General features: G+C 66.7%; 26 protein-coding genes and 3 tRNA genes. 7 read left to right on the forward strand and 22 right to left on the reverse strand.

The features are described 5' to 3' along the window. Positions 1–20 precede the first annotated feature (20 nt). The 10 genes from rplJ to ACLBV5_RS04010 all read right to left on the reverse strand — a co-directional run bounded on the left by rplJ (position 21) and on the right by ACLBV5_RS04010 (position 6,222). Positions 21–536, reverse strand: a complete 516-nt coding sequence (gene rplJ, locus ACLBV5_RS03965; RefSeq protein WP_024355300.1) for a 50S ribosomal protein L10 — start codon at positions 534–536, stop codon at positions 21–23. A gap of 330 nt (positions 537–866) precedes the next feature. Continuing rightward, positions 867–1,226, reverse strand: a complete 360-nt coding sequence (locus ACLBV5_RS03970) for an NUDIX hydrolase (protein WP_303705996.1) — start codon at positions 1,224–1,226, stop codon at positions 867–869. A gap of 86 nt (positions 1,227–1,312) precedes the next feature. Continuing rightward, on the reverse strand, positions 1,313–2,314 hold the full coding sequence (locus ACLBV5_RS03975) for an inorganic phosphate transporter (RefSeq protein WP_134580335.1): 1,002 nt from the start codon (positions 2,312–2,314) through the stop codon (positions 1,313–1,315). Between the two features lie 7 nt (positions 2,315–2,321). Beyond that, the gene (locus ACLBV5_RS03980) at positions 2,322–2,978 is read right to left on the reverse strand and encodes a DUF47 domain-containing protein (protein WP_447604859.1); all 657 of its coding nucleotides are present in this window, start codon (positions 2,976–2,978) and stop codon (positions 2,322–2,324) included. Positions 2,979–3,196: 218 nt separating this feature from the next. Beyond that, positions 3,197–3,886 carry a 50S ribosomal protein L1 gene (gene rplA, locus ACLBV5_RS03985; protein ID WP_134580334.1) on the reverse strand — a complete coding sequence of 230 codons (690 nt, stop codon included), beginning with the start codon at positions 3,884–3,886 and terminating at the stop codon, positions 3,197–3,199. A 3-nt stretch (positions 3,887–3,889) separates the two neighbouring features. Continuing rightward, the gene (gene rplK / locus ACLBV5_RS03990) at positions 3,890–4,321 is read right to left on the reverse strand and encodes a 50S ribosomal protein L11 (protein ID WP_024355292.1); all 432 of its coding nucleotides are present in this window, start codon (positions 4,319–4,321) and stop codon (positions 3,890–3,892) included. 197 nt (positions 4,322–4,518) lie between these two features. Continuing rightward, positions 4,519–5,094 (reverse strand): transcription termination/antitermination protein NusG, encoded by a 576-nt coding sequence (gene nusG / locus ACLBV5_RS03995; RefSeq protein WP_025976265.1) that lies wholly within the window; start codon positions 5,092–5,094, stop codon positions 4,519–4,521. A 13-nt stretch (positions 5,095–5,107) separates the two neighbouring features. Then, the gene (gene secE / locus ACLBV5_RS04000) at positions 5,108–5,407 is read right to left on the reverse strand and encodes a preprotein translocase subunit SecE (protein WP_025976264.1); all 300 of its coding nucleotides are present in this window, start codon (positions 5,405–5,407) and stop codon (positions 5,108–5,110) included. 70 nt (positions 5,408–5,477) lie between these two features. Beyond that, a tRNA-Trp gene (locus ACLBV5_RS04005) sits at positions 5,478–5,553 on the reverse strand. Positions 5,554–5,691: 138 nt separating this feature from the next. Further along, positions 5,692–6,222 (reverse strand): pyridoxamine 5'-phosphate oxidase family protein, encoded by a 531-nt coding sequence (locus ACLBV5_RS04010; RefSeq protein WP_029972303.1) that lies wholly within the window; start codon positions 6,220–6,222, stop codon positions 5,692–5,694. Here ACLBV5_RS04010 and ACLBV5_RS04015 point away from each other — a divergent pair. Both ACLBV5_RS04015 and ACLBV5_RS04020 read left to right on the forward strand, forming a co-directional pair. Next, complete coding sequence (locus ACLBV5_RS04015; protein ID WP_278070741.1) at positions 6,221–6,751, forward strand: hypothetical protein; 531 nt, start codon at positions 6,221–6,223, stop codon at positions 6,749–6,751. The genes ACLBV5_RS04010 and ACLBV5_RS04015 overlap by 2 nt on opposite strands. A gap of 59 nt (positions 6,752–6,810) precedes the next feature. Next, on the forward strand, positions 6,811–7,551 hold the full coding sequence (locus ACLBV5_RS04020; RefSeq protein WP_447604860.1) for a Crp/Fnr family transcriptional regulator: 741 nt from the start codon (positions 6,811–6,813) through the stop codon (positions 7,549–7,551). A gap of 66 nt (positions 7,552–7,617) precedes the next feature. Here ACLBV5_RS04020 and ACLBV5_RS04025 read toward each other — a convergent pair whose 3' ends face one another. The 4 genes from ACLBV5_RS04025 to ACLBV5_RS04040 all read right to left on the reverse strand — a co-directional run bounded on the left by ACLBV5_RS04025 (position 7,618) and on the right by ACLBV5_RS04040 (position 11,344). Continuing rightward, the gene (locus tag ACLBV5_RS04025; protein ID WP_447604861.1) at positions 7,618–8,271 is read right to left on the reverse strand and encodes an OmpW/AlkL family protein; all 654 of its coding nucleotides are present in this window, start codon (positions 8,269–8,271) and stop codon (positions 7,618–7,620) included. Positions 8,272–8,463: 192 nt separating this feature from the next. Further along, positions 8,464–8,583 (reverse strand): cytochrome bd-I oxidase subunit CydX, encoded by a 120-nt coding sequence (gene cydX / locus ACLBV5_RS04030; protein WP_024355286.1) that lies wholly within the window; start codon positions 8,581–8,583, stop codon positions 8,464–8,466. 22 nt (positions 8,584–8,605) lie between these two features. Then, positions 8,606–9,754, reverse strand: a complete 1,149-nt coding sequence (cydB, locus tag ACLBV5_RS04035) for a cytochrome d ubiquinol oxidase subunit II (protein WP_303682619.1) — start codon at positions 9,752–9,754, stop codon at positions 8,606–8,608. Between the two features lie 24 nt (positions 9,755–9,778). Beyond that, positions 9,779–11,344: a cytochrome ubiquinol oxidase subunit I gene (locus ACLBV5_RS04040; RefSeq protein ID WP_025976258.1), complete on the reverse strand. Its 1,566-nt coding sequence runs from the start codon at positions 11,342–11,344 to the stop codon at positions 9,779–9,781. 184 nt (positions 11,345–11,528) lie between these two features. On the opposite strand from ACLBV5_RS04040, the gene cydD reads away from it, so the two are divergent. The 3 genes from cydD to ACLBV5_RS04055 all read left to right on the forward strand — a co-directional run bounded on the left by cydD (position 11,529) and on the right by ACLBV5_RS04055 (position 15,420). Further along, complete coding sequence (cydD, locus tag ACLBV5_RS04045; protein ID WP_447604862.1) at positions 11,529–13,190, forward strand: thiol reductant ABC exporter subunit CydD; 1,662 nt, start codon at positions 11,529–11,531, stop codon at positions 13,188–13,190. Next, positions 13,187–14,851 carry an amino acid ABC transporter ATP-binding/permease protein gene (locus ACLBV5_RS04050; RefSeq protein WP_447604863.1) on the forward strand — a complete coding sequence of 555 codons (1,665 nt, stop codon included), beginning with the start codon at positions 13,187–13,189 and terminating at the stop codon, positions 14,849–14,851. The genes cydD and ACLBV5_RS04050 overlap by 4 nt, the downstream gene beginning before the upstream one ends. A gap of 197 nt (positions 14,852–15,048) precedes the next feature. Further along, a complete protein-coding gene (locus tag ACLBV5_RS04055; RefSeq protein WP_025976255.1) occupies positions 15,049–15,420 on the forward strand; it encodes a hypothetical protein in 372 nt (123 codons plus the stop codon). 45 nt (positions 15,421–15,465) lie between these two features. Here the strand turns inward: ACLBV5_RS04055 and ACLBV5_RS04060 are convergent, their stop codons facing one another. The 5 genes from ACLBV5_RS04060 to ACLBV5_RS04080 all read right to left on the reverse strand — a co-directional run bounded on the left by ACLBV5_RS04060 (position 15,466) and on the right by ACLBV5_RS04080 (position 20,320). Then, a complete protein-coding gene (locus ACLBV5_RS04060) occupies positions 15,466–16,779 on the reverse strand; it encodes a hemolysin family protein (protein ID WP_447604864.1) in 1,314 nt (437 codons plus the stop codon). A 122-nt stretch (positions 16,780–16,901) separates the two neighbouring features. Next, the gene (locus ACLBV5_RS04065; protein ID WP_447604865.1) at positions 16,902–18,503 is read right to left on the reverse strand and encodes an ATP-binding protein; all 1,602 of its coding nucleotides are present in this window, start codon (positions 18,501–18,503) and stop codon (positions 16,902–16,904) included. Positions 18,504–18,815: 312 nt separating this feature from the next. After that, complete coding sequence (gene tuf / locus ACLBV5_RS04070) at positions 18,816–20,006, reverse strand: elongation factor Tu (RefSeq protein WP_064108282.1); 1,191 nt, start codon at positions 20,004–20,006, stop codon at positions 18,816–18,818. Between the two features lie 60 nt (positions 20,007–20,066). Further along, positions 20,067–20,140, reverse strand: a tRNA-Gly gene (locus tag ACLBV5_RS04075). Between the two features lie 96 nt (positions 20,141–20,236). After that, positions 20,237–20,320: transfer RNA gene (locus ACLBV5_RS04080), tRNA-Tyr, on the reverse strand. A 149-nt stretch (positions 20,321–20,469) separates the two neighbouring features. Here ACLBV5_RS04080 and rlmB point away from each other — a divergent pair. Both rlmB and ACLBV5_RS04090 read left to right on the forward strand, forming a co-directional pair. Continuing rightward, positions 20,470–21,348 (forward strand): 23S rRNA (guanosine(2251)-2'-O)-methyltransferase RlmB, encoded by an 879-nt coding sequence (gene rlmB / locus ACLBV5_RS04085; RefSeq protein ID WP_447604866.1) that lies wholly within the window; start codon positions 20,470–20,472, stop codon positions 21,346–21,348. A gap of 73 nt (positions 21,349–21,421) precedes the next feature. Then, positions 21,422–22,276: a TerC family protein gene (locus ACLBV5_RS04090; RefSeq protein ID WP_447604867.1), complete on the forward strand. Its 855-nt coding sequence runs from the start codon at positions 21,422–21,424 to the stop codon at positions 22,274–22,276. Between the two features lie 55 nt (positions 22,277–22,331). Here ACLBV5_RS04090 and metG read toward each other — a convergent pair whose 3' ends face one another. From metG to ACLBV5_RS04105, 3 genes are all read right to left on the reverse strand, one after another. After that, positions 22,332–24,041 (reverse strand): methionine--tRNA ligase, encoded by a 1,710-nt coding sequence (gene metG / locus ACLBV5_RS04095; RefSeq protein WP_447604868.1) that lies wholly within the window; start codon positions 24,039–24,041, stop codon positions 22,332–22,334. Positions 24,042–24,171: 130 nt separating this feature from the next. Further along, positions 24,172–25,512, reverse strand: a complete 1,341-nt coding sequence (locus tag ACLBV5_RS04100; RefSeq protein ID WP_447604869.1) for an MATE family efflux transporter — start codon at positions 25,510–25,512, stop codon at positions 24,172–24,174. A gap of 63 nt (positions 25,513–25,575) precedes the next feature. Then, positions 25,576–25,971, reverse strand: a complete 396-nt coding sequence (locus ACLBV5_RS04105; protein WP_447604870.1) for a DUF1489 family protein — start codon at positions 25,969–25,971, stop codon at positions 25,576–25,578. Between the last annotated feature and the right edge of the window lie 53 nt (positions 25,972–26,024).

Genomic DNA, 26,024 nt, shown 5'->3' on the forward strand with positions numbered 1-26,024 from the left:
ATATGCAGAGATGACGGGGCTTAGGCGGCGTCTTTGGTCGCGTACGCGTTGAAGACGCGAGCCAGTTGGCCGGCCGGCGCCTGCAGGACGCCAGCAACCTTGGTCGCCGGGGCTTGCAGCAGGCCGATGAGCTTGCCGCGCAGTTGATCCAGCGACGGCAGCTTGGACAGGGCCTCGACGCCCTTGGCGTCCAGAACCTTGTCGCCCATGAAACCGCCAAGGATGTTGAACTTGTCGTTCCCCTTGGCGAATTCGGCCGTGACCTTGGCGGCGGTGACCGGGTCGGCTGCATAAGCGATGCCCACGGGACCCTTGAACAGGTCGTGGTACTCGCTGCCTTCCTCGACGCCCAGCGCCTTGAGCGCCAGACGGTTCTTCACCACCTTGAACGCGCCGCCTTCTTTACGAAGGCGACGGCGCAGGTCTTCCATCTCCACAACGGTCAGACCCAGGTTGTGGGTCACGACCACGGCGCCCGCGTCGGCGAACACGCTCTTCAGCTGTTCGATCGACTCGGCTTTTTGTGCGCGGTCCATTGTGGTCTCCAGTTTTGGCATTCGCCGCCGGGCTTATTCCCGACGACGGATTTGGCTTAAGCGCCATGCATCGCTGCACAGCGTTCAGGCCGGTCTTATTGTCCGAAGGAAGCGCGGCCCGCCCGCCGGATACCGGCAGGACGAAAGCTCTTTGCATCCCCATCTCCCCACGGCGCCAGAGGGCTCTCTGGACGATTATGACGCGGGCGACCCCCGCATCCCGAAGTTCTCGGACAGGCATCGTCAGAACCGAGGCCCTGACGAGATGCAGGCTCTATACACGGCCCGGCGGGAAAATCAACCGCAGGGCTTGGGTGGAACGCAAGCGCCCTACTCGGGCGCGCCGCTAGGCTGAAAGTGAAGGATCAGTTCCGCTAGTTCCGCCTCGTCCACCACGGCTGCAGCGTCCTCAGCCGACATCCAGCGGCGTTCGCGCTGGGCGTCCTCGGGCCAGGCGCCCAGTTGGATGAAGACTTCCAGCGGATAGACGCTGGCGATGGTGGCCTGGACCCGGCCTGACTTCAGCCGCTTGCCATAGCGGAACCAGCCGATCGGCGCGCCCATGACGTCGCCCTGAACGCCCGCCTCCTCATAGGCCTCGATCACGGCGGCCTCGGCGTCGGTCTTGCCCGCCATGCGGTTGCCCTTGGGGATGACCCAGCGCCGCGTCTCGCGCGAGGTGATCATCATGATCTCCACGCCGCCCGGCCCGTGCCGCCAAGGCAAGGCCGCGACCTGGCGCGTCTCCGATGAAAGGGTCCGGGGCTTGTTCGACATCAGGTCAGGAACAGGCCGCCCAGGGCGTAGAACAGGGCGCCGATGGCGGCGGCCGCCGGCATGGTGATGAACCAGGCGGTGACGATGCTGCGCGCCACGCTCCAGCGCACGGCCGAGACCCGCTTGGCCGCACCCACGCCGACGATGGCGCCGGTGATGGTGTGGGTGGTGGACACCGGAATGCCCATGCTGGTCGCCGCGAACAGGGTGATGGCCCCGCCCGTCTCGGCGCAGAACCCCTGCTGGGGGCTAAGCCGCGTGATCCGCGACCCCATGGTGTGAACGATCTTCCAGCCGCCGAACAGCGTGCCCAGGGCGATGGCCGCCTGACAGGTGATGACCACCCAGAAAGGCACATGGAACTCGCCCCCCAGCATGCCGCGCGAATAGAGCAGGATGGCGATGATGCCCATCGTCTTCTGGGCGTCGTTGCCGCCGTGCCCCAGCGAATAGGCCGAGGCGGAGACGAACTGCAAACCACGGAAGATTCTGTCGGCGAAGTTCGGATTGGCCTTGGCGAACAGCCAGGACACGATCAGCACCAGCAGCAGCGCCAGCAGGAAGCCGATGGCCGGAGACATGAAGATGGCGCCGACCGTCTTCAGCACGCCGCTGATGACCACGGCTCCGCTGCCCGCCTTGGCGATGCCGGCCCCCAACAGGCCGCCGATCAAAGCGTGCGAACTGGACGACGGAATCCCGAACATCCAGGTGATGACGTTCCAGAGAATGGCGCCCATCAGAGCGCCGAAGATCACCTGATCCGAAATGACGTCGGGCGAGATGATGCCTCGGCCGATCGTGTCTGCAACGTGCAGCCCGAAGAACAGGAAGGCGATGAAGTTGAAGAAGGCCGCCCACCCGACCGCATAGATCGGCGGCAGGACGCGCGTAGCGACGATGGTGGCGATGGAGTTGGCCGCATCATGCAAGCCGTTCAGAAAGTCGAACAGCAGGGCGACGCCGATCAGAAAGACCAGGATCAGGAGGGCGTGATCCATGATGGTCCTACAGGTGCTCGACCAGGACGCCGTTGATGCGGTTGGCCACATCCTCGAACCGGTCGATCACCTTCTCCAGGTGATCCAGCAGTTGGCTGCCGATGATGAAGCCCAGTGTGTTGCCGCCCGTGACGTCATGGCGGTGCGCCTCATACAGCGCCTTCATCCCGGCGTCGTACAGGTCGTCGCTGCGCGCCTCCAGGTCGGTGATCTGTTCGGTCAGGACGTTCAGCCGGTCGTGATTCTTGCGCATGGCCGGCAGCAGGGTGAAGGCCTCCTGCGTCAGGGCCGCGCACTGGACGGCGATGTCGGCCAGTTCCTGCATCTTCGGCGAGAAGTCGCGCATCTCGTACAGGGTGACGACCTTGGCCGCCTTCTGCATCTGGTCGATGGTGTCGTCCAGAGAGTTGGTCAGCCCCCGGATGTCGGCCCGGTCGAACGGGGTGATGAAGCTACGGCGCACGGCGAACAGAACCTCGCGCGCGACCTCGTCGGCTTCCTCTTCATGCGCGACCACCTTGGCGCACCATTCGCTGGTCTCGGGCCCGCCGTCCATCATCTTGCGCAGCGCGGCAGCGCCGTGGGCCAGGCTCAGAGCATGGGCGTCGAACAGCCGAAAGAAGTTATCTTCCTTAGGCAGCAGCGCCTGAAACCAGTTGAGCATGAAGCCTCTCCGATACGGTCGCCGCCGGGGCGCCCGGGCTCCAAGACCGGATTCCCACCCGCCTCGTCAAGTCATCCGGGTACAGAACGGTGGATTAGCCTCGCTGTTCCGCGCTCCGTGGCCCGCCCACGGTGCGTCTGCGCGGCCCATCGAACAAAGAAAACGGCCCCGGAAGATCGCTCTTCCGGGGCCGTCGTCATTCTTAGCCGTGAAGCCTATCAGGCGCCCAGCGAAGCCGGGTCGACCTTGAAGCCCGGGCCCATCGTCGAGGACAGGGCGATGCGCTTCACATAGGTGCCCTTGGCGCCCGACGGCTTGGCGCGGACGAGAGCGTCCACGATGGCCTTGACGTTGGCTTCCAGGGCGTCCTGGGTGAACGAGGCCTTGCCGATGCCGGCGTGGACGATGCCCGCCTTCTCGACGCGGAACTCAACGGCGCCGCCCTTGGCGTCCTTGACGGCCTGAGCGACGTTCGGGGTCACGGTGCCGACCTTCGGGTTCGGCATCAGGCCGCGCGGGCCCAGCACCTTACCCAGACGGCCGACCAGGGCCATCATGTCCGGCGACGCGATCACGCGGTCGAACTCCATGAAGCCGCCGGCGATCTTCTCGTACAGGTCTTCAGCGCCGACGTGCTCGGCGCCGGCCGCCTTGGCTTCTTCAGCCTTGGCGTCCTTGGCGAAGACGGCGACGCGGACGTCACGGCCGGTGCCCGAGGGCAGGTTCACCACGCCGCGGACCTGTTGGTCGGCGTGACGCGGGTCGACGCCCAGGTTGATGGCGATTTCGATCGACTCGTCGAACTTGGCCTTGGCGTTGTCTTTCACCAGCTTGATGGCGTCCGAGAAGACCAGCAGGTCTTCGGTCACGCCCGTGCGGGCCTTATGGGCTTTGGTCTGCTTAGCCATGTCTTAGCCCTCCACCACTTGAATGCCGATGGCGCGGGCCGAGCCCTCGATGATGCGCGACGCGGCGTCCAGGTCGTTCGCGTTCAGGTCCTTCATCTTCTTCTCGGCGATTTCGCGCAGTTGCGTCTGCGTGATCTTGCCAGCGAACTCGCGGCCGACGAGCTTGGAGCCCGACTTAATGCCAGCGGCCTGCTTCAGATACCAGGTCGCCGGGGGCGTCTTGGTGATGAAGGTGAACGACTTATCCTGATAGACGGTGATGACGGTCGGAAGCGGGGTGCCCTTGGCTTCCTTCTCGGTCCGCGCGTTGAACTCCTTGCAGAAGCCCATGATGTTCACGCCGCGCTGACCCAGAGCCGGGCCGATCGGGGGCGAAGGCGTGGCCGAGGCGGCCGGCACTTGCAGCTTGATATAGCCGAGAATCTTCTTGGCCATTGGTCTCTCCTATGAATGACCCGATGACGATGCGTCGGGCCGGTGAGCCGTGGTCCGGCATGGCTGCCTCCCACGGATTTGACGCTGGGCGACTCCAGGGTCGTCCAGCGAAGGCGCGCGTTTAGCAGGCAGACCCTGAAAACGCAAACGGGACCGCCCGGAGACGGTCCCGTTCTCTGCGTGGCGTCAGCGGCCGATCAGGCGCTGACCTTCTCCACCTGATTGTATTCCAGATCGACCGGGGTCGGGCGGCCGAAGATGGAGACGGCCACGCGCAGGCGGGCGTTCTCTTCGTCGACGCTCTCGACCTGGCCGTCGAAGCTGGCGAACGGGCCGTCGGTGACCTTGACGTTCTCGCCGATGTCAAAGCGGATGGTGGGTTTCGGACGCTCGACGCCCTCTTCCACCTGGCCGATGATGTTCTGGACTTCGCGTTCCGAGACCGGCAGCGGCTTGGTGCCGCCCGCGGCGCCCAGGAAGCCCGTGACCTTCGGCGTGTTCTTGACCAGGTGATAGGCCTCGTCGGTCATCTCCATCTTCACCAGCACATAGCCAGGGAAGAATTTGCGCTCGGCGTTGACCTTCTTGCCGCGACGGATCTCGACGACATCCTCGGTCGGGACCAGGATTTCGGAGAAGGCGTCTTCCAGGCCCTGTTGCCTGGCCTGGTCGCGCAGCTGTTCGGCGACCTTCTTCTCGAAGTTGGAATAGGCGTGGACGATGTACCACTTGTGGCGGGGATTGGCCGCCGGCTTGGGCGCTGCATCGGTCATGTGCGCGTCTCCTTTATTGGCCAAGGCTGAGGATGATGCGGGACGCGAAGCCAAGGCCCGTATCCACGATCCAGAAGAAGGCGGCTGCGATCAGCACCATGATGAAGACCATCACCGAAGTGATCCAGGTCTCCTTGCGGCTGGGCCAGGTGATCTTGCGGGCCTCAGCGCGGACTTCGCTGATGAACTGGGGGATGGACGTCTTTTTCTTCGGCGCGGGCGCGTCGACGGCCACGGTCGCTGCGCCTTGCGCGGCTGCTGCGGTCTTGGTCCCCGTGGTGCGGCGGCCGCCGGGGGTCTTCGCCTTGGCCATTTGACGTCTCTTCAACCTCTGGATCCTGCTGCCCCACATGGGAAGTCCCAGGCGATAACAACAGGGGGAATGGCAGGAGTGGAGGGACTCGAACCCCCGGCCCTCGGTTTTGGAGACCGATGCTCTACCAGCTGAGCTACACTCCTAGTGTCCCGGACAAAGATCAGCGCGCCGTGGAAATCGTTCCAGCGGCGCGACCCTCGCCAGAGGGGGGCGTATGCCCGAGCCCTACGGCCATTTCAAGGGCCATCTGCGCCGCAGACGCATGAAGCCGCGGATTTTCCTCAGAACAACCGCGCCACCGCGCTCGGCTCATAGCTCAGGCCTTTGACCAGATCGTCGGCGTCGCCGATCGAGAAGGTCTGGGCGCGGCTGCGGCCATCGATCACCGCCACAGCCTCGATCTCCTCGGGAACAACCTTAACCACCGCCACGGCGTCCCCGCCCGGCGCCCACGGGCTGACTTCCGGCGCGCGCTTGATGATCAGATCGTTGACCCGCTTCACCTCGTCGCCGTCCGTGACCTCTTCGGCGCGACCGTCGATGGAGACGCCGACCGCCTCCCCCTCTTCGCCCACGCCGCGCACGGCCACGCCCACGCGCGGATCGGCGGTCAGGTTCTTCAGCTTCTCGCTGTCGCGGCCGGTGACGAAGTAGAGGTTCAGCCCGTCGTTCAGATAGCCGAGCGTCGCAGCCTGAGGCCGCCCATCCGCCCGATTCACCGCCAGGGTCATCAGCTTCTGACTATCCAGCAGCTTCAGGATGGCGGCGACCGCCCCGCCATGGATCGGGGTCGTGCGCGAGGTCGAGCTCATGGCGATTCTCCAACAGAAGGCGACAGCAGACTGGGGCGGCAGCTTCGACCCGGCCTTGACGCAGATCAAGGCGACTGGACGCCGCTTCGGTTCCAATCGTCCCATGACAGAGTCCCGCCTCGCGCCCGAAGCGCCTCGTCTCGAGGTGTCCCCCCTCAGCAAAGCCGAGGCGCCCGCCGCCTTTGCGCTGGCGCGGTTGTGGCGCCCCAGTCTGGAGCCCGCCCAGTGGGACGCCTTTCTGTCGGCCTGGCGCGCCGCGCCGGAAAGCCGCGGCATCCTCAGCGCCCGCAATCAGCGCGGCGGCGTTCTGGGCTTTGTCAGCTGGTGGCGCCAGCCTGATCTGGAGTACGGCGAAACGCTGTGGGCCGGTCCCTTCGTGGTGCGCGAAATGGGCGTGCGCCCGCTGGTGCGTCAGAGCCTGGCCGTCGAGCTGACCGCCTTGGCCGCCCAACTGGGCGCCCGGCTGCGCTATGCCGAAGAGGCCCAGACGCCGGACTGCGCCGTCGAAAGGACGGCTAGGACAGGCTGACCTATTCGGAATCGACGACGCTTGGCCTAGACTGTTCCGTCATCCGGGAGACGACCTTCGTGAACACCGCTGCGGCCCAGACCCAAATCGAAGAGGTGCGTCTGGAGGACGTGCATCCGTGCGCCAACTGCGGCGCCCGTCCGCTGGGCGTCTGCGCCGACCTGAAGGGGCATGAGCTGCAAAGCATGGCCTGCGCCAGCGAGACCGTCACGGCCCAGCCCGGACAGGCCCTGTTCCACGAAGGCGATCCGAATCCCTTCGTCTTCAATGTGGTGGACGGGGCGGTGAAGCTGTATCGCCTGCTGCCCGACGGACGACGCCAGATCACCGGCTTCCTGTTCCAGGGCGACTTTCTGGGCCTGGGCGGGCGCGGCGCGTCCAGCTTCACGGCCGAGGCTCTGACGCCGCTGAACGCCTGCCGCTTCCGGCGCAGCGATTTCGATCAACTGCTAAACGCCCTGCCCGCGCTGGAGCACCGGCTGGTGGCCCTGGCCGGGGACGAACTGATGGCGGCGCAAGAACAGATCGTGCTGCTGGGCCGCAAGACCGCGCGCGAACGGCTGGCCAGCTTCCTGACCCGTCTTGCGGAACGTCAGGTTCAGTTGGGCGGCCCGGAGGACCAGGTCCACCTGCCGATGACGCGGCTGGACATCGCCGACTACCTGGGCCTGACGATCGAGACCGTCAGCCGGGTCTTCACCCAGTTCAAGACCTCGGGCCTGATTCAGCTGCTGCCGGGCAATGACGTCGCCCTGCCCGATCCAGCCGCACTGAAGGCTCTGGGGGAAGGCGCCGCCTGATCCATTTCGACGAATAGGGTGAAGGGGGCGCGGCCTGACGTTCCGCGCCCCTCCCCGCATCGGCTCTTAGAACTTGCGGCCGACGCCCACCGACACGACCCAGGGATCCAGACTTACGCTGCTCTTCAGCGCGCCGCCGTTGATCTTGGCGTCCGTGTCGAACCACACCTTCTTGGCGTCCAGGTTCAGCGTCCACGGGCCGGATATGTTCCAGTCGGCCCCGGCCTGAAGCGCGACGCCGAAGCCGTCATCCAGATCGACCTCGAAGCCGTTTTTGTCCTTGCCGCTGAAGAAGGCCATGTAGCTGACGCCCGCCCCGACATAGGGGCTGACCGTCGCGTTCGGCGTCGGCCGGTATTGCAGCGTCACCACCGGCGGCAGCACCCAGGTCTCGTGCACGGCCACATCGGTCGTCCCGCCCTTGGCGCGCACCTCGTGCTGGGTGGCGCCCAGAATGGCCTCGACGGCCCAGTGGTCGGCGACGAAATAGGTAAAGCCCAGCGTCGGCATCCAGTCGTCGCCCACATCGACCTTCAGGCCGCTGTCAGCCCCGGCGGCGGTGACGATGGCGTCGTCGGCCTGGGGCAGGACGCCCGTCATGCGGGCCGTCACAATCAGCGAGCCCTTGCCCACCGATTCGGGGGCGGTCGTCTGGGCGGATGCGGCGCCCGCGACGGCCAGCAGGCTGACGGCGGCGATAAGGGCGGCGGCGGTTTTCATCGGTTCAATCCCCGACATTCGCCGGGTCGGAAGAGGGCCCGGCTTCGATGTCCCGATCACTCTGAACACACGCCGCCCTCCTCGCCTTGATCCATCGCAAGCGACGGATATTTCATCCGTTTCGCCCAAGAAAAATCCCCTCCGGCGGGCGCCGAAGGGGATGATTCAGTCCAGTCCGTCAGAGGACGGGGATCAGGGCTCCGAATGCCCCTCGTCCCCTTCGTCGAACAGGCGGAACTCGTGCCACAGGCCGTTCAGAACACCGAAGGCCACCGCCAGGCCGAGGCCCAGGATCCAGGCGAAATACCACATGAGATGATCTCCTTTCGCGGGATCAGTAGAGGTCGGGGTTGGTCTTCAGCGCGTCCATCGTCGAGCGACCCCACAGCACCTTATAGACCCAGGAGGTGTAGAGCAGGACGAAGGGCAGGAAGACCACCGTCGTCACCAGCATGATGAACAGGGTCGTATGGCTGGACGAGGCGTTCCACACCGTCAGGCTGGACTGGGCGTCGATCGAGCTGGGCAGGATGAAGGGGAACATCGACAGGCCGACCGTCGAGATGATCCCGACCGCCGAGGCCGACGAACCGCCGAAAGCCAGGGCCGCCGACTTGCGCCACATCCCCAAAAGGCCGACCGCAGCGCCCGCAAAGCCTAGAACGGGCGCGATGATCATCCACGGATAGCGGCCGTAGTTGTCCATCCAGGCGCCCGGCGCCGCCTCGACCGCCGTGCGCAGCGGGTTGGAGGCGCCCGCCGTATCGACGACGCCGGTGATGCGGAAGCCCATGTCGCCGAAGGCCACCATCACCCCGCCGATGGCGAACAGCACCAGGCTGGCCACGCCGGCGGCGGTGCCGATAGCGCGGGCGCGTTTCAGCACCGGACCCTCTTCGCCCTTGATCGCCAACCAGGCGGCGCCGTGCAGGACCAGCATGGACACCGACAGCAGGCCGCACAGCAGGGTGAAGGGCGTGAACAGGCCCAGCAGGCCGCCTTCATAGAAGCTGCGCAGGTCGCTGGTCAGGCGGAAGGGCGCGCCGATGAGGACGTTGCCGACCGCCACGCCGAACACCAGAGCCGGGAAGAAGCTGCCGATGAACAGGCCCCAGTCCCACATGGAGCGCCAGCGCGCCTCAGGCCGTTTGGAGCGGTATTTGAACGACACGGGCCGCAATATCAGCGCGGACAGCACCAGGAACATCGCCAGGTAGAAGCCCGAGAAGCTGACGGCGTAGACCTGCGGCCAGGCGGCGAAGATCGCCGCCCCGCCCACGATCAGCCAGACCTGGTTGCCTTCCCAGGTCGCGCCGATGGTGTTGATCACCATGCGACGCTCTTCATCCTTCTTGGCGACGAAGGGCAACAGGGCGCCGACGCCCATGTCGAACCCGTCGGTCAGGGCGAAGCCGATCAGCAGCACGCCCAGCAGTCCCCACCAGATCAGGCGGAGGGTGGTGTAGTCGAGGGGGAGTTCCATCTCTCTTTTCCTTCAACGACCGGGTCAGGCGACCGCGGGCTCGCCTTCCGTGCGGGCGTCTTCTTCACGGGCTTCCTGTTCGGCGAACGGCCCCTTCTTGACCGCGCGCAGGATCAGGCCGACCTCGACGACGGCGAGGGCGCCGTACAGCAGGGTGAAGCAGATGATCGTGGTCCACAGGTGCGCCACGGTCAGGCTGGACGCGCCCAGGAAGGTCGGCAGGACGCCTTCCACGGCCCAGGGCTGACGCCCCACTTCGGCCAGCAGCCAACCGGCCTCGATGGCGATCCACGGCAGCGGGATGGCCAGGACGGCCAGACGCAGGAACCACTTGGTCTCATGCTTGCGCAGGGTGCACAGCACGAAGGCCGTGCCGAACAGGCCGATCATCAGGAAGCCGATGCCCGCCATGAAGCGGAAGACCCAGAACATCAGCGGCACGTTCGGCACGGTCGACCAGGCGGCCTGCTTGATCTGGTCCGGCGTGGCCGTGCGCGGATCTTCGACATAGCGTTTCAGCAGCAGGCCGTAGCCCAGGTCGTTGCGGACCGTCTCGAACTGACCGCGCGCGGCCATGTCGGTCGGATCGGCCTTGACCTTCTCCAGCGCGTCATAGGCGACGACGCCGCGTTCGATGCGGTCTTCGGCGACGGCGACCAGCTCCAGGATGCCCTCGACCGGCTTGTCGATGCTGCGCGTCGAGATCAGGCCCAGGACATAGGGCACCTTGACCTCGAAATGGGTGTGACGGTCCTCAAGGCTGGGCAGGCCGAACAGGGTCAGGCCGGCCGGCGCCGGCTCGGTGCGCCACATGGCTTCCAGCGCGGCCAGCTTCATCTTCTGGTTGTCGGTCAGGGCGTAGCCCGACTCATCGCCCAGAACGACCACCGACAGCGAGGACAGCAGGCCGAACGCGGCGGCGACCGTCATCGACCGCTTGGCGAAGCCCTTGTGCTTGCCCTTCAGCAGATAGAAGGCCGAGATGCCCAGCACGACCACGGCGGCGCAGACGTAGCCGGCCGACACGGTGTGTACGAACTTGGCCTGGGCCACCGGGTTGAAGATCACCGCCATGAAGTCGGTGATTTCCATACGCATGGTGTCGGGATTAAAGGCCGCGCCGACGGGGTTCTGCATCCAGCCGTTGGCGACCAGGATCCACAGGGCCGACAGGTTGGTGCCCAGGGCGACCATGAAGGTGACGAACAGGTGGGCGTGCGGCTTCAGCTTGTCCCAGCCGAAGAACATCAGGCCGACGAAGGTCGCCTCCAGGAAGAAGGCCATCAGGCCCTCGATCGCCAGCGGCGCCCCGAAGATGTCCCCGACGTAGTGGGAATAGTAGCTCCAGTTCATGCCGAACTGGAATTCCATCGTCAGGCCGGTGGCCACGCCCAGCACGAAGTTGATGCCGAAAATCACGCCCCAGAAACGGGTGATCGTCCGCCAGATCGGCCGGCGGGTCATCACATAGATGCTCTCCATGATGACCAGCATGAAGGAGAGGCCCAATGTGAGGGGCACAAACAAAAAGTGGTATAGCGCCGTCAGTGCGAACTGAAGGCGTGAAAGGTCTACGACCGCCAGGTCGATCATCATTCCAGGCTCCTGACCGCCAGCCCCCATCGACCGGCGTTCTACTCTAACCTAAAGCCACGCGGTTTGGCGCGCCTTGATCCTGATCAAAGCCGACCGGGCCGACTCGGACTAGACGGCGTTTCGCCCAAGGTCCTTTCGTCCCATGGGCCTTTTGCCCAATCCCGCGTCGTCGGCGATCATGGCTGATCCGCTGATCGACCCTGGAGACAAGATGACGGCCCAGCCGATCGCCCCCAACGCCCCGGCCTTAGACGAGACGCCGCCCGCCGCCTGGCTCAAGGCTGCGCTGGCGCCGTGGCGGCGGCTGATGACGCTGGGCGGGGCGCTGGTCATCGCCGACACCGTGCCTGCGGTCGGATTCGCAGCCGGTCTGGCCCTGGCGGTCGGGGCCCTGCCTCAAGGCATCGACGGCGCCCTGCCGGGCCTGGGTCTAGCGGCTGTCTCCCTGCTGGCGCGCGGCGCGCTCAGCCACACGGCGGTCAGGGTGAACACTCGCGCCGCCCGCGCCGCCAAGAACGGGATTCGCCGCTCCATCCTGACGGAGGCCCTGTCCGGCCGCCTGTCCGACGCCGCCGCCATGACCGCCGTCGTCGAAGGGGTCGAGGCGCTGGACGGCCATGTCGCGCGTTTTTCGCCCGCCCGCACGGCGGCCGCCGCCTCGCCGCTGATTCTGATCGCCGTGACCGCCGTGGTCAGCCCGTTCACCGCCGGCATACTGATCTTCACCCTGCTGCCCTTCATCATCGGCATGGCCCTGACCGGCATGGCGGCGGGCGCCGAAAGCCGCCGTCAGTTCCAGGCGCTGGAGCGCCTGTCGGGTCTGTTCCTGGACCGGGTGCGCGCCCTGCCCGCCATCCTCGCCTTCCAGGCCGAGACGCAGCAGAGCCGCGTCATCGCCCGCGCCTCGGACGACCTGGCCCGCCGCACCGGCAAAGTGCTCAAGGTCGCCTTTCTGTCATCGGCGGTGCTGGAGTTCTTCTCCGCCCTGGCCGTGGCACTGGTCGCTGTCTATTGCGGCTTTAATCTTCTGGAACTGCTGCCCTTTCCGGCGCCGGAACAGCTCAGCCTGACGCGCGCCTTCTTCGTTCTGGCCCTGGCGCCGGAAGTCTATCAGCCGATGCGCCGCCTCGCCGCCGCCTACCACGACCGTCAGGCCGCCGAGTCCGCCGTCCCCAGCCTGCGTCGCCTGAGCGTCGAAGCCGCGCGGACCACGCGCCCGCCCCGCCCCGGCCAGGCGCCCGCCATCGCCTTTCACGACGTCGCCATCGCCTATGACGGCGCGCCTGTGATCGAGGGCTTCACTCTGGATGTCGCCCCCGGCTCCATCGTCGCCCTGACCGGCCTCAGCGGTTCGGGCAAGAGCAGCCTGCTGCACCTCTTCCTGGGCCTGTCGCCCCTCAGCGCGGGAGAGGTCATGCTCGGCGAGACGCGCCTGTCGCAGGCGGGCGACCTGACCGACTGGATCGCCTGGGCCGGGCAAGCCCCGGTCGTCATTCGCGGAACCCTGGCCGAGAACATCGCCCTAGCCCATCGCGGCGCGACGCCCGAGGCCGTGGAACAGGCGGCGCGCAAGGCGGGCCTGAACGGCGCGCTGGATCGTCTGATCGACGAACGCGGCGGCGGCCTGTCGGGCGGAGAGCGCCGCCGTCTGGGCCTGGCCCGCGCCTTCCTGAAGCCCGCGCCCCTGCTGCTGCTGGACGAGCCCACCGCCAACCTGGACGCCGAAGCCGAAGCCGCTCTGCTGCCCGTCATTCGGGAGGCCGCGCGCGGCCGCACCGTGCTGATCGCCACCCATTCCGACGCGGTGGCAGCCCTGGCCGACAAGGTGGTGCGCCTGTGAGCCGGTCCGATTCGCCCGGCGTCGCCCGCCTGAAGGCCCTGACCCGCGCGCAGGAGAAGGCTCAGCGCCCGCGCCTGCTGGCCGCCTCTGTCACCGCCGCCCTGGTGTCGGCCGGCGCCGTCCTGCTGCTGGGCCTGTCGGGCTGGTTCATCACCGCCGCCGCCCTGGCCGGGGCCGCCGGACCCGCCGTGGCCCACGTCTTCAACTACATGGTGCCCAGCGCCATGATCCGCTTCTTCGCCATCGTGCGCACCGCCTCGCGCTATGGCGAGCGCGTCACCGGCCACGACGCTGCGCTGAAGGCGCTGGCCGCCCTGCGTCCGCAACTGTTCATCGGCCTGGCCCGGGCCCCCACGACCAAGGCCCTTTCCTTGGCGGGCGGCGAGGCCTCCGCTCGGCTCGTTCAGGACGTGGACGCGATCCAGGACCGTTTCGTGCGCCTGTCGACGCCCTGGGGCGCGGGTGCCGGTCTGATCGCCGGCGTCGGCATGGCGGCCCTGGCCGGATGGGCCCCGGCGCTGGTCGTCGCGGGCGCCGCCGCTCTGGGCGTCATCCTGGCCGTCGTGATCGGACGCCGCTTCGCCGAGCCCGCCGGCCAGCGCCTTCAGCAGACTTCCGGCGCCCTGAAGACCGAGTTCGCCGCCCTGGCCGCCGCCGCGCCCGAGCTTCAGGCCTATGGCATGAAGGCCTGGGCCGCCGACCGCCTGGCGGAGCACGGCGACGCGGTCGAGGACGCAGCCGAGCGACTGGCCCGCGCCGGCGGTCTGATCATGGCCAGCCAGAGCCTCGCCATGGCCGTTGGCGTGACGGGCGCCGCTCTGGCGGCAGGCGCCGGCGCTCCTGCGCTGACCGCCCTGTCCATGCTGGCCGCCGTCGCCACGGTCGAAAGCGCAGGAACCCTGCTCAACGCCCTGCGCCAGAACGGCGCGGTGAAGGCGGCGGTCCAGCGCCTGGGCGAGCTTCTGGACGAGGAAGCGCCCACGTCGGCCGTCGCTGCTGTCTCGCCGAGCCTGCGCCTGTCCGGCGCCGATCTGACAGTCTCCCCGCCGCAGTGCCTGGCGATCACTGGCCCGTCCGGCGCGGGCAAGACGACCCTGATTGAACGCATGATGGGCCTGCGCCCCGCCTCCCCCGGCGAGATCCTGCACGGAGACGCCGACGCCGCCGCCCTCGGCGCCGAGACCCTGCGTCCTATGTTCGCCTATGCGCCGCAACAGGCGGTGCTTCTGACCGGCAGCGTGCGCGAAAACCTGCGCCTGGCCGCCCCGTCGGCTGCCGACGACGATCTATGGGCCGCGTTGGAAGACGCCGCTTTAGCCGATCGCGTCCGCGCCGCGCCGGGCGGGCTGGATGCGTCCGTAGGCGAGAACGGAGCCCGCCTGTCGGGCGGCGAGCGCCGCCGTCTGGGCCTCGCCCGCGCCTATCTGCGCCCGGCGCCCTGGCTGGTGCTGGATGAACCGACCGAGGGTCTGGACGCCGCTACCGAAGCGCAGGTTCTTGAACGGCTGGCCGCCCGTCTGCACCACAGCGGCCAGGGCCTGATCGTGGTCAGCCACCGCCCGGCCCCCCTCGCCCTGTGCGATGTCGCCCTGACCGTTTCAGGCATAGCCGCCGACGGCCGCATCCAGATCAGCGCAAAGCCCCGGCAGGCCGCCGCCTGATAGGGCGATATCTTTGATCTCTATCAAGGCGACGCTTGCCGTCACCCGCTTTTCTGTCGGCAGAGGAGAACACCCATGCCCGCAGACATCATCGCCCCCGTCATCGCCATCGGCGCCTTCTTCATGACCTTCATCGTCGGCATGGCCTACGGCTGCATCGCCAGCAGCCTGGCCAAGCCTGAGAAGGGCTGAGCATCATGGCCCTGCATCACATCCGCCTGGAACTGGCGCGCGAGCCTGACCATCCGCACGGCAACGCCGACGACGGCTATGACCTGGTGCTGACGCTGGACAAGGACGCCCGCCTTGACGCAGCCGCCATCGCCGCCGCGCCAGAGAACACCCGCGTCCGCCGCTTCAAGGGGACCCAGACGCTGGCCGTCGGCCAACTGACGCGCGCCGAAGACGGCCGGTGGGTTCTCGACCTTCCAGGCGAAGATACGGACGCAGAGGGCTTCCGTCTGGACGACGAACAGTTCGTCGTCGGCGAATACGTCTCCCTGGCCCAGCCGGGCGGGGATATGCGCGCCTATCGCGTCACCCTGGCCCAGCCGCTTCCCACGGCCTGACGACCGCCCACAATCGAAGGCGTCCGCGCGACGCCGCCTGAGAGATCAGGCGGCGTCGTCGGCGTGTGTGTGGATCATCGGACGGAACAGCAGCTTGTCGATGCGGCGGTCGTCCATGTCGATGACTTCGACCTCGAAACGGCCCAGTTGCAGGATGTCGCCCTCGTTCGGCACGCGCGACAGGTGGTGCAGCACCAATCCCGCCACCGTGTGGAAGCCTTCGTGTTCGCCGAAGTCTTCGCCCAGGATTTCACCCAGTTCGTCCAGGTCGACCTGACCATCGACGGCCCAGGTGCCGTCGGTGCGCTTGCGCACGGCGGTCTCGGTTTCGTCGTGGCTTTCGTTGAAGTCGCCGGCGATCATCTCCAGCAGGTCCGTCGCCGTGACCACGCCTTCAAACGCGCCGTATTCGTCGACGACGAAGGCCATGTGCACCTTCGATCCCTTCAGGATCTCCAGCGCCTTCAGCACCGAGGTCGACTGGGGGATGAAGGCCGGTTCGGCCACCAGCGTCTCGACGTTGAACTCGCCATTGGTCAGCAGGCTGTCCAGCAGATCCTTCTTGTGGACCACGCCCAGCGGATTATCGATGTCGTTGTCGCGCGCCACGACGATGCGCGAATAGGGACAGGTGCGGATTTCCTCGCGCAGCGTCTCTTCGGAATCGTCCAGCGCGATCCAGTAGACCTCGTGACGCGGCGTCATGGCCACGCGGACGGCCCGGTCGCCCAGCCGCAGGATCTCTTCGATCATCTCCTGCTCTTCCGGCTCGATCAGGCCCGCAGAGGTGCCCTCGGCCAGAATGCTCTCGACTTCTTCCTGGGTGACGTCCGAACCATCGCGGTCCTTGACGCCCATCAGCTTGAGGATGCCCGAGGTCGAAGCCGTGAGCAGCAGCACGAACGGCTTCATCGCCAAGGCCAGGGTCGCAATCGGACCGGCCATCTTGGAGGCGATCGCCTCGGGGAAGATCAGGGCCAGACGCTTGGGCACCAGCTCGCCGACGATCAGCGAGACATAGGTGATCAGCACCACCACCACGGCGGTGGCGATGATCTGCGAATACGGCGCCAGGGCGGGCAGGTTCGCCTTGAGGATTTCATCCAGTTGGCCGGCGATGGCCGCTTGACCATAGGCGCCCGCCAGAATGCCGATCAGGGTGATGCCCACCTGGACGGCGGACAGGAACTGCGTCGGCTCCTCGGCCAGCTTCAGCGCGGCTCGGGCGCCCCGGTCGCCTCTTTCGGCGCGGCTCTGCAGCTTGGACTTTCGGGAAGACACGACCGCAAGTTCGGTCATGGCGAAAAGGCCGTTCACCACCACAAGCAGCAGCACGACGACGATAGCGATGGTCAACATCGAAAAGGGAGAAGCCCTGACGCGGCGCGACTAACGGCGTCCGCGCAGCCTATAGTAAAGATGAACTTCGGTCTGCGCCAGCGTTCTTGTCTGCTATGCGGCGAGCATTACGCCGGCCCGCATCAGGCCGCCGTTGGAATCGCGACTTCCGACCAGGCCTCGGCCGCTGCGGCGCCCCGTTCCATCCCGTCCAACAGAATCTGCAGCGTCACCGGCTTGGCTGTCAGATGGTCCGCCCCGGCCTGCATGCCCTTCACATGATGCGCCTCGGTCGTGTTGGCGGTCAGCATGACGATCGGCGTACGTCGCCGGCCTGATTGCGCCTCGGCCGCCCGAATTCGCCGCATGGCCTCAAGCCCGTCCATGACGGGCATCTGCATATCCATCAGCACCATGTCGAACGGCTCAAGCATGAAGCGCTCGACGCCCTCGGCGCCGTTGTCTGCGGTGACGATGTCAAAGCCCAGCGGCTCCAGCAGACAGCGCACCACCATCTGATTGGCGGGATTGTCCTCCACCGCCAGCACGCGCAGGCGTCCAGGCGCTTCAGACTCGTCCCCCGTCGCCGTCGGAGCCTCGGCGGGATTCGGCGCCTCGGCGGGATTCGGCGCCTGCCGCTCGATGGGTATGGCCACGCGGAATACGCTGCCCCGTCCCGGGGCCGACTCCGCTGAAATCGCGCCGCCCATCAACTCCGCCAGCAGGCGACAGATCGACAGACCCAGGCCGGTCCCGCCGAACTGGCGAGAGATGGCGTCGTCGGCCTGAACGAACGGCTGGAACAGGCGCTGCGCCGCCTGTTCGTCGAAACCGATCCCCTCATCCTCCACTTCGATCAGCAGGCGTTCAGCCTGTGCATCGCCGGCCACATCGACGCGGACCGCCACATGGCCCTGAGCCGTGAACTTCACCGCATTGGACACCAGATTGGAGACGATCTGCGCGATTCTTACGCCGTCGCCGACCACCATGCCGTTCGCCGCGTCGCTGAAGGTCGCCGCCAGCGTCAGTCCCTTGGCCTCCGCGCCCGCGCGGCGCATCTCCACGACCGCGCCTATGTCGGCCCTCAGGTCAAACGGCGCGGGCGCCAGGGTGAACTGGCCGGCCTGCATTTTCGACAGGTCCAGCATGTCATCCAGCACCCGCCGCAACGCGTCCCCCGCCCCCGTAATCAGATCCAGCATCTCGTTCTGACGCGGCGTCAGGGCCGTGTGCGTCAGGGCCGACGCCAGCCCCAGCACGGCGTTCAACGGGGTGCGGACCTCATGGCTGATGTTGGCGAAAAACCGATCCCGCGCCTCGGCGGCCACGCGCGCCTCGGACTGGGCGACCTCCAGCGCCTTCAGCGCGCGCACGTGATCCGATACCTCGAACCGAATGGCCGTATAGGTTTCCGGCCGCCCGTCAGGCCCGAGGTTCGGCACAATGGTGGTGTCCACCCAATAGGGCTCGCCAGCCTTGCTGCGGTTTTCAATGGTGCCGCGCCAGACCTGCCCGCTCGCAATAGTGCGGTACAGATCGCGAAAGTAATCGCGCGTGTGGGCGCCTGAGTTCACCACCCGGTGCGTCTGGCCGATCAGTTCCGCTCGCGAGTAGCCGCTGACCGCCTCGAATTTGTCGTTGCAATACAGGATCCGACCCGCGCGATCGGTGATCGCCACAATGGCGGCCTCGTCCAGTGCGGCAGAGAGCCCTGCCCGGCGGGGCCAATCGACGTCAGACATAGGGTGGGAGGTCCTTTCAGACCGCCACATGCGCCCGTCATCGCTGCCAAATGCTTAATCTTAACCACCGACCAAGGTCTAGGGTTACGCTTTGATCCCGCGCAACGCGCCCGTGGGCCATGCAAAACGGCCCCCGGATCGCTCCGGGGGCCGCTCTGTTACGCTTTACGCCTGGCCTAACGCGCTTTCGCGCTGCTTGAGGCCGTTACTGCGGCCTAACGCCCTTGCGGGCTGCTTCAGGCCGGTACGCTTACGCTTACTCGTTACTGGCGAACCAGCGAGGACCGAGGCCCCCGCTCATTCTGACGTCGATTACTCGACGATCTTGGCCACGACGCCGGCGCCGACGGTGCGGCCGCCTTCGCGGATGGCGAAGCGCAGCTTCTCTTCCATCGCGATCGGCGTGATCAGCTCGACGTCCAGCTCGGCGTTGTCGCCCGGCATGATCATTTCGACGCCTTCCTTCAGGCGCACGATGCCGGTCACGTCCGTCGTGCGGAAGTAGAACTGCGGGCGGTAGTTCGTGAAGAACGGCGTGTGACGGCCGCCTTCTTCCTTGTTCAGGATGTAGGCTTCGGCCACGAACTTGGTGTGCGGGGTGATCGAACCCGGCTTGCACAGCACCTGGCCGCGCTCGACGTCTTCACGCTTGGTGCCGCGCAGCAGCACGCCCACGTTGTCGCCGGCTTGACCCTGGTCCAGCAGCTTGCGGAACATTTCGACGCCCGTGCAGGTCGTCTTCTGAACCGGACGGATGCCGACGATTTCGACTTCTTCACCGACCTTGACGATGCCGCGCTCGACGCGACCCGTCACCACGGTGCCGCGGCCCGAGATCGAGAACACGTCTTCGACCGGCATCAGGAACGGCATGTCGATCGGGCGTTCCGGTTGCGGGATGTAGGCGTCGACCGCCGCCATCAGCTCCAGGATGCGCTCTTCGCCGATCTGCGGGTCGCGGTCTTCGACAGCGGCCAGGGCCGAGCCCTTGATCACCGGAATGTCGTCGCCCGGGAACTGGTACGAGCTGAGCAGCTCGCGCACTTCCATTTCGACCAGCTCCAGCAGCTCCTCGTCGTCGACCATGTCGACCTTGTTCAGGAACACCACCAGGGCCGGAACGCCGACCTGACGCGACAGCAGGATGTGCTCGCGGGTCTGCGGCATCGGGCCGTCAGCGGCCGAGCACACCAGGATCGCGCCGTCCATCTGGGCGGCGCCCGTGATCATGTTCTTCACGTAGTCGGCGTGGCCCGGGCAGTCCACGTGCGCGTAGTGACGGTTGGCCGTCTCATATTCCACGTGCGACGTGTTGATGGTGATGCCGCGCGCTTTTTCTTCCGGCGCGTTGTCGATGTCGGCGTAGTTCATCGCCTTGCTGCCGCCGGCCTTCGCCAGCGTCATCGAGATCGCCGCCGTCAGCGTCGTCTTGCCGTGGTCAACGTGGCCGATCGTGCCGATGTTCACGTGCGGCTTAGTGCGTTCGAACTTTTCCTTGGCCATGGCCAAACTCCTGTGGCCCGGGTCCGGAACGGAGGGGCGCTGTGCTCAGTTCATAAAACCTGGAGCGGGTAGCGGGAATCGAACCCGCATATTCAGCTTGGAAGGCTGCTGCACTACCATTGTGCTATACCCGCGCGAAGAATGCGGCTGCACCGCCCTTCGTTTGAAGAGCGACGTTTCCGCACCCGATTCCTTTCTGGACTCCCGGCCCGGCGGGCATTGAAGGCGCGTGGTGGGGGAAGCAGGACTCGAACCTGCGAAGCTTACGCAGCGGATTTACAGTCCGCCCCCTTTGCCGCTCGGGACATTCCCCCAGCGCGCCTTATGTCAATGCCGGTCTGGAAACGCCGAAAACAATCTTTCGATCATTTCGCGACGAAAGCCTTCGCTGTCGGGCGACGCCTGCAGTAGAGGAAGCGCCTGAACCGAAAGCCCTGGGGCCCAAATCGGAGGCCGTCTTATAGTGTCGTCATTTCGAGAACGCAACGACCGGAAAACCGGTAAAAAACAATCTTTCCACAAGAGGGACGAAACACGCCCAAATCGGGCTCAAACCCCCGCGCCGCAAGGCCGCCACCCCGCCGAAAACGAGCGCAAACCCGCCCGGTCGCGCCCGGACGCCGATAATTTTCTTTGGGGACGCCACCCGGTTCTGGCCGCTTTGGCGAATCCGGCGCGTCGCGGAATGGGCCGTCTGATGGTCACCGAAGACCGCGCCGACGAGATTCAGCGCGAGAATCTGGCGAACGGCCACCGAATCGAGGTGGTCGATTCGGTCGCCCTGGGCCGGATGCTGCCCGCCGGGGCCGTACACCAGGGCATGGCCTTCAAGGTCCAGCCGCTGGAAGGCGTCGATCTGGAAGACCTGGCCGAACCGGCTGAAGGCGTCATCGTTATGCTGGATCAGCTGACGGACCCTCAGAACGTCGGCGCCATCTTCCGCTCGGCCCTGGCCTTCGGCGCGCGCGGCATCGTCGTGCAGGACCGCCACTCCCCCGCCCTCGCCGGCGCCTTGGCCAAGGCCTCGGCCGGCGCCACCGAGCGCCTGCCCTGCGCCCGGGTGACGAATCTCAGCCGCGCGCTGGAGAAGCTGGCCGATCACGGCTGGCGCGCCATCGGCATGGACGGCGGCTCGGACCTGACGCTGGAGCAGGCGCTGGACGCCCGGCCGACCGTCATCGTCATGGGCTCCGAAGGCGACGGCGTGCGCCGTCTGGTGGCCGAGCATTGCGAGGCCATGGCCCGCATTCCCATGCCCGGCGGCTTCGAGAGTCTGAACGTCTCCAACGCCGCCGCCATCGCCCTGTATGAGGTCGCCAGGGCCCAAAGCCGCGCGAGCTAAGAAGGCGAACGCCCGCGTCAACTCGCCCCTGCGGCGTCTTGGCGCGGGCCCCGCCGGGCATTAAGAGTCGCGCATGGACTTCCTCTCAAATCCCGAATTGATCAGTCAGGCCTCCGCCCTCGGCAAGGTGCTGATGATCGACCTGGTGCTGGCTGGCGACAACGCTGTCGCCGTCGGCCTGGCCGCCGCCGCCCTGCCGCAGGAACAGCGTCGCAAGGCCATCCTGATCGGGCTGGCCGCCGCCGTCGTCATGCGCATCGGCCTGGCGCTGATCACCGTGCAGTTGCTGGCTATCGTCGGCCTGCTGCTGGCGGGCGGCTTCCTGCTGCTGTGGGTCTGCTGGAAGATGTGGCGCGAGCTGCGCGAACAGGCCACCCACGATCAGGCCGAAGCCGAGGCCGAGATCGAACGGGCCATGGCCATTGAACACGGCGGCGGCCCCTCGCCTGAGGAGTTGGGCCTGAAGCGCAAGACCTTCGGCGCCGCCTTGATCCAGATCATGATCGCCGACCTGACCATGAGCCTGGACAATGTGCTGGCCGTGGCCGGCGCCAGCCATGACCACCCGTGGATCATGGTGTTCGGCCTGATCCTGTCCATCGCCCTGATGGGTCTGGCGGCCACCTTCATCGCCAAGCTGCTGAACCGTTATCGCTGGATCGCCTATGTGGGCCTGGTCATCGTCCTGTACGTCGCCCTGCACATGATCTGGGACGGCGGACGCTCGGTCATCGTGCGCACTGGCCATACGGCGCAGTTCAACGCCTCGGCCCCCGCCTTCCTCGACATCAGCGCCGAGGAAGAGGTAAAGCACCTGCGCCACAGCGGTGAGGGTCCGGGACGGCACACGCCCGAAGCCTTGCCCGGCGGCCGCGAGCGACGCGATCCGCCCCCGCCGACTGTCGCGCCGACGGATGCCGCCTCCTAGAAACACAAAAGGCCCGGATCGCTCCGGGCCTTTTTTCATTTTTAGACCGGCGCTTTCAGACCTCGGCGCCGCCGAAGCGCTCGGTCCATTCCGCGACCTGGGCGTCCTCGATCTTGGCGAACAGAACCTGGGGCGCCGCCACTACTTGGCCGGCAGGAACCAGGCTCAACAGGTCGCCCTCAGCGTCAGGCCATGACAGATCGGTCGCGCCGACCGTGGCCGCGATCCGCCCCGCCGCTTCGGGCATAAAGGGCGCCGTCACGCGGGCGAACAGGGCGACCAGGCTCAGCGCCGTGCGCACCACAACGGCGGCCCGCTCGCGGTCCGTTTTCAGCGCCGTCCACGGGGCCGCGACCTGCAGATACTCATTGCCCAGGACCCACAGGGCGCGGGCGGCCTGGGCCGCCTTGCGGAACTCCATCGCCTCGAACTCGTCAGTGAGGCTGGCGAGAGCCGCCTTGACGTCGGCGGCCAGCTTCTCTTCCAGCGCGCCCGGCTCTCCGCCCTCGGGCACGACGCCGTCGAACTTGGACTCGGTGAACTTGACGATGCGGTTGACGAAGTTGCCCAGCACGTCGGCCAGGTCCTTATTCGTCGTCGACTGGAACTGCTCCCAGGTGAAGGCCGCGTCGGAATGCTCCGGCCCATAGGCCGTCAGGTGCCAGCGCCAGTAATCGGCGGGCAGCAGTTCCAGCGCCTGATCCATGAAGACGCCCCGGCCCATGCTGGTCGAGAACTTGCCGCCGTACCAGTTCAGCCAGTTGAAGGCCTTCAGCTGGTCCACCGTCTTCCACGGCTCGCCTGAGCCGAGGATGGTCGACGGGAAGCTGACGGTGTGGAAGGCGACGTTGTCCTTGCCCATGAACTGGACGTAGCGCACGTCCTCGGCGCCCTCGTCGAGACGCCACCACGAGCGCCAGTTTCCGCCGGTCTTGTCGGCCCATTCCTCGGTCGCGCCGATGTATTCGATGGGGGCGTCGAACCAGACGTAGAAGACCTTGCCCTCCATCCCCGGGCGCGGGCCGCCGTCGGGACCGACGACCGGCACGCCCCATTTCAGATCGCGGGTGATGCCCCGGTCGATCAGGCCCTCGTCCAGATGCTTATAGGCGATGGAGCGGGCCAGCGGCTGCCACTGCGGCGAGCGGGCGTCGACCCAGGCGCGCACTTCGTCGGCCACCTTGGTCTGCAGCAGATAGAGGTGGCGCGTGTCGCGGACCTCCAGATTACGGCTGCCCGACACTGCTGAATAGGGGTCGATCAGGTCGGTCGGATCCAGCAGGCGGCCGCAGTTATCGCACTGGTCCCCGCGCGCCTTCTCATAGGCGCAGTGCGGGCAGGTCCCTTCGACGTAGCGGTCGGGCAAGAAGCGGGCGTCGTCGATCGAATAGATCATCCGGTCGACGCGCTCTTCGATCAGGCCGCGCTCTTCCAGCACCTTGGCGAAGTGCTGGGTCAGGCGGGTGTTCGGGGCGTTGGAGCTGCGGCCGAAGATGTCGAACGACAGGTTGAAGGCCTCGCCCGCGCGGCGCTGCACCTCGTGCTGTTCGTCGCAATAGGCGCGCACGTCCTGGCCGGCGGCGGCGGCGGCCAGTTCGGCCGGGGTGCCGTGTTCGTCGGTGGCGCAGACATAGAGGACGTCATGCCCCCTCGCCCGCATGAAACGCGCCCACACATCGGCGGGCAGCATCGACCCGGCCAGATTCCCAAGGTGCTTGATGCCGTTGATATAGGGCAGCGCCGAGGTGATGAGGATGCGGGCCATGATTATCCGAGTGACAAGTGACGAGTGACGAGTGACGAGTGGTTAGTGGCGAGTGAGGCGAGCTACCGCAACACCGAACGGCGCATTAATGCGTTTCGCTCGCCACTCGATACCCGCCACTCGCCACTTCTCAAAGCCTCCGCGCGATGCGCACGAAGCGCCCGGTCAGCAGGGCGCCCGAGATCAGGCTGGCGACGATCACCGACCAGACCAGTCCGTCCACCCCGATCCGATGCGCCAGGAACCAGCCCAGCGGGATCATGATGAGGCCATAGGACAGCAGGTGCATCAGCGTCGGCCACACCACGTCGCCCGCCGCACGGTTGGCCTGCGCCGCGACTACCTGCATGGCGTCGGCGACGAAGAACAGGGTCGCCAGCACCAGCGCCGGCGCCGCGATGGCGAGGATCGCCGGGTCGGTCGTATAGGCGCCGACGATCAGCCGCGCCGAAGGCCAGATGACCAGGGCGATGATGAAGGCCAGCACCGTCACCACGCCGATGCCGGCCAGACCGCCGCGCATCACACCCGCCTTGTCCGCTGCGCCATAGCTGCGGCCGACCAGCACCGCCGTCGCGGACGACAGTCCCATCGGCACCATGAAGACGATGGCCGAGATGTTGATCACGACCGCCCAGCTGGCGGTCTGGGCGGCGCCCAACTGACCGGCGAACAGGGTCATGGCGGCGAATGCGCCGACCTCGATGAAGTTCGACGCGCCCGCGCCCAGGCCGACCTTCATCTGCTGGCTCTCAACCGCCTTGTCGCGTTGGGGCTTCTTGAACACGCCCCAGGCCCGCGCCTCGGGCAGGCGCAGGATGAAGATGACCAGAAAGATCGCCAGCGCCGTACGCGCGCCGAACGTCGCCCAGGCCGAAGCCACGGCGCCGTGCAAGCCGATGCCCAGCAGGTCCGGCACCAGCAGCAGGTTCAGCGCCAGATTGACCGCATTGGCCACCCACATGGCGACCATGCCCGCTTTGGGCCGGTGCAGTCCCTCAAGGAAGAACTGGGCGCAGACCGAAATTAGATAGGCCGGCATCGACAGCGCAAAGACCATCAGGGCGGGCGTCGCGCCCTCGCCCAAACCGTCCTCCAACCCCATATGAACGAGCCCGAACGGTCCGAGCAGCAGCAGACCGATCATCGAGACCAGACCGATCTGCAGCGAATAGGTCATGCCGCGCCTCAGGACGGCGCCGACTTCATCGCCCCTGCCCTCGCCCAGCAGGCGGGCGGTCATGACCTGCACCCCCATCATCAGGCCGACCGCCGTGGTCAGCACGACCGACGACGGCGCCCAGGCTAGGGAGTGGAAGGCCAGCTCGCGGCTGGCGTAGTGGCCGACGACGATGGCGTCCGTCAGCCCCATAGTCATGATGCCCAGACGCGCCATGACGACCGGCCAGGCCAGCTTCAGCAGCTCGGACAGGGCAGCGCGGGTTTTGAAGCTGAACAGGGCGTGGGTCATCGGAGGCCGCAACAGCCACGCGCCCATGCGCGCGTCAATCGATTTTCCGAGCGCTTCGGGCGCCTACCAGGCGCCCAGTTCGCGCAGCTCCCGCGCCAGCTCGGGCGGCAGGTCCGTCGGCTCGGCCACCGACAGGTCCGGCGGAACGTCCTTGTCGAAATAGCGCCAGCCCTGAAACGGCCGCCGGGCCAGCGGCGCGGTGCGGATGACCTCGCTGTCCAGCTTGATCTCGCACCGGCTGGCCTTGCCCTCGCCCACCGTCGTGATGTCGAGGATGCGCTGACGGCAGGTCACGATGCCCTTCATCACCCAATAGAGCGAGCCGCCGTCCTCGATCTCGGCGGCGCGCTTGGGCGTCATGCGGGTGTGGACGATGCGCCAGTCGGACCGCTTGGCGTTCGCCTCCAGGGTCTCGACCTCGGAGACGCCGACGCAGAGCTTGATCATGTGCAGGGGCATGAAACGCCGCCTCTACTCCGTTCATCCCGGCGGACGCCGGGACCCAGTAAGAG

It is taken from the genome of Brevundimonas sp. M1A4_2e, assembly GCF_053345555.1.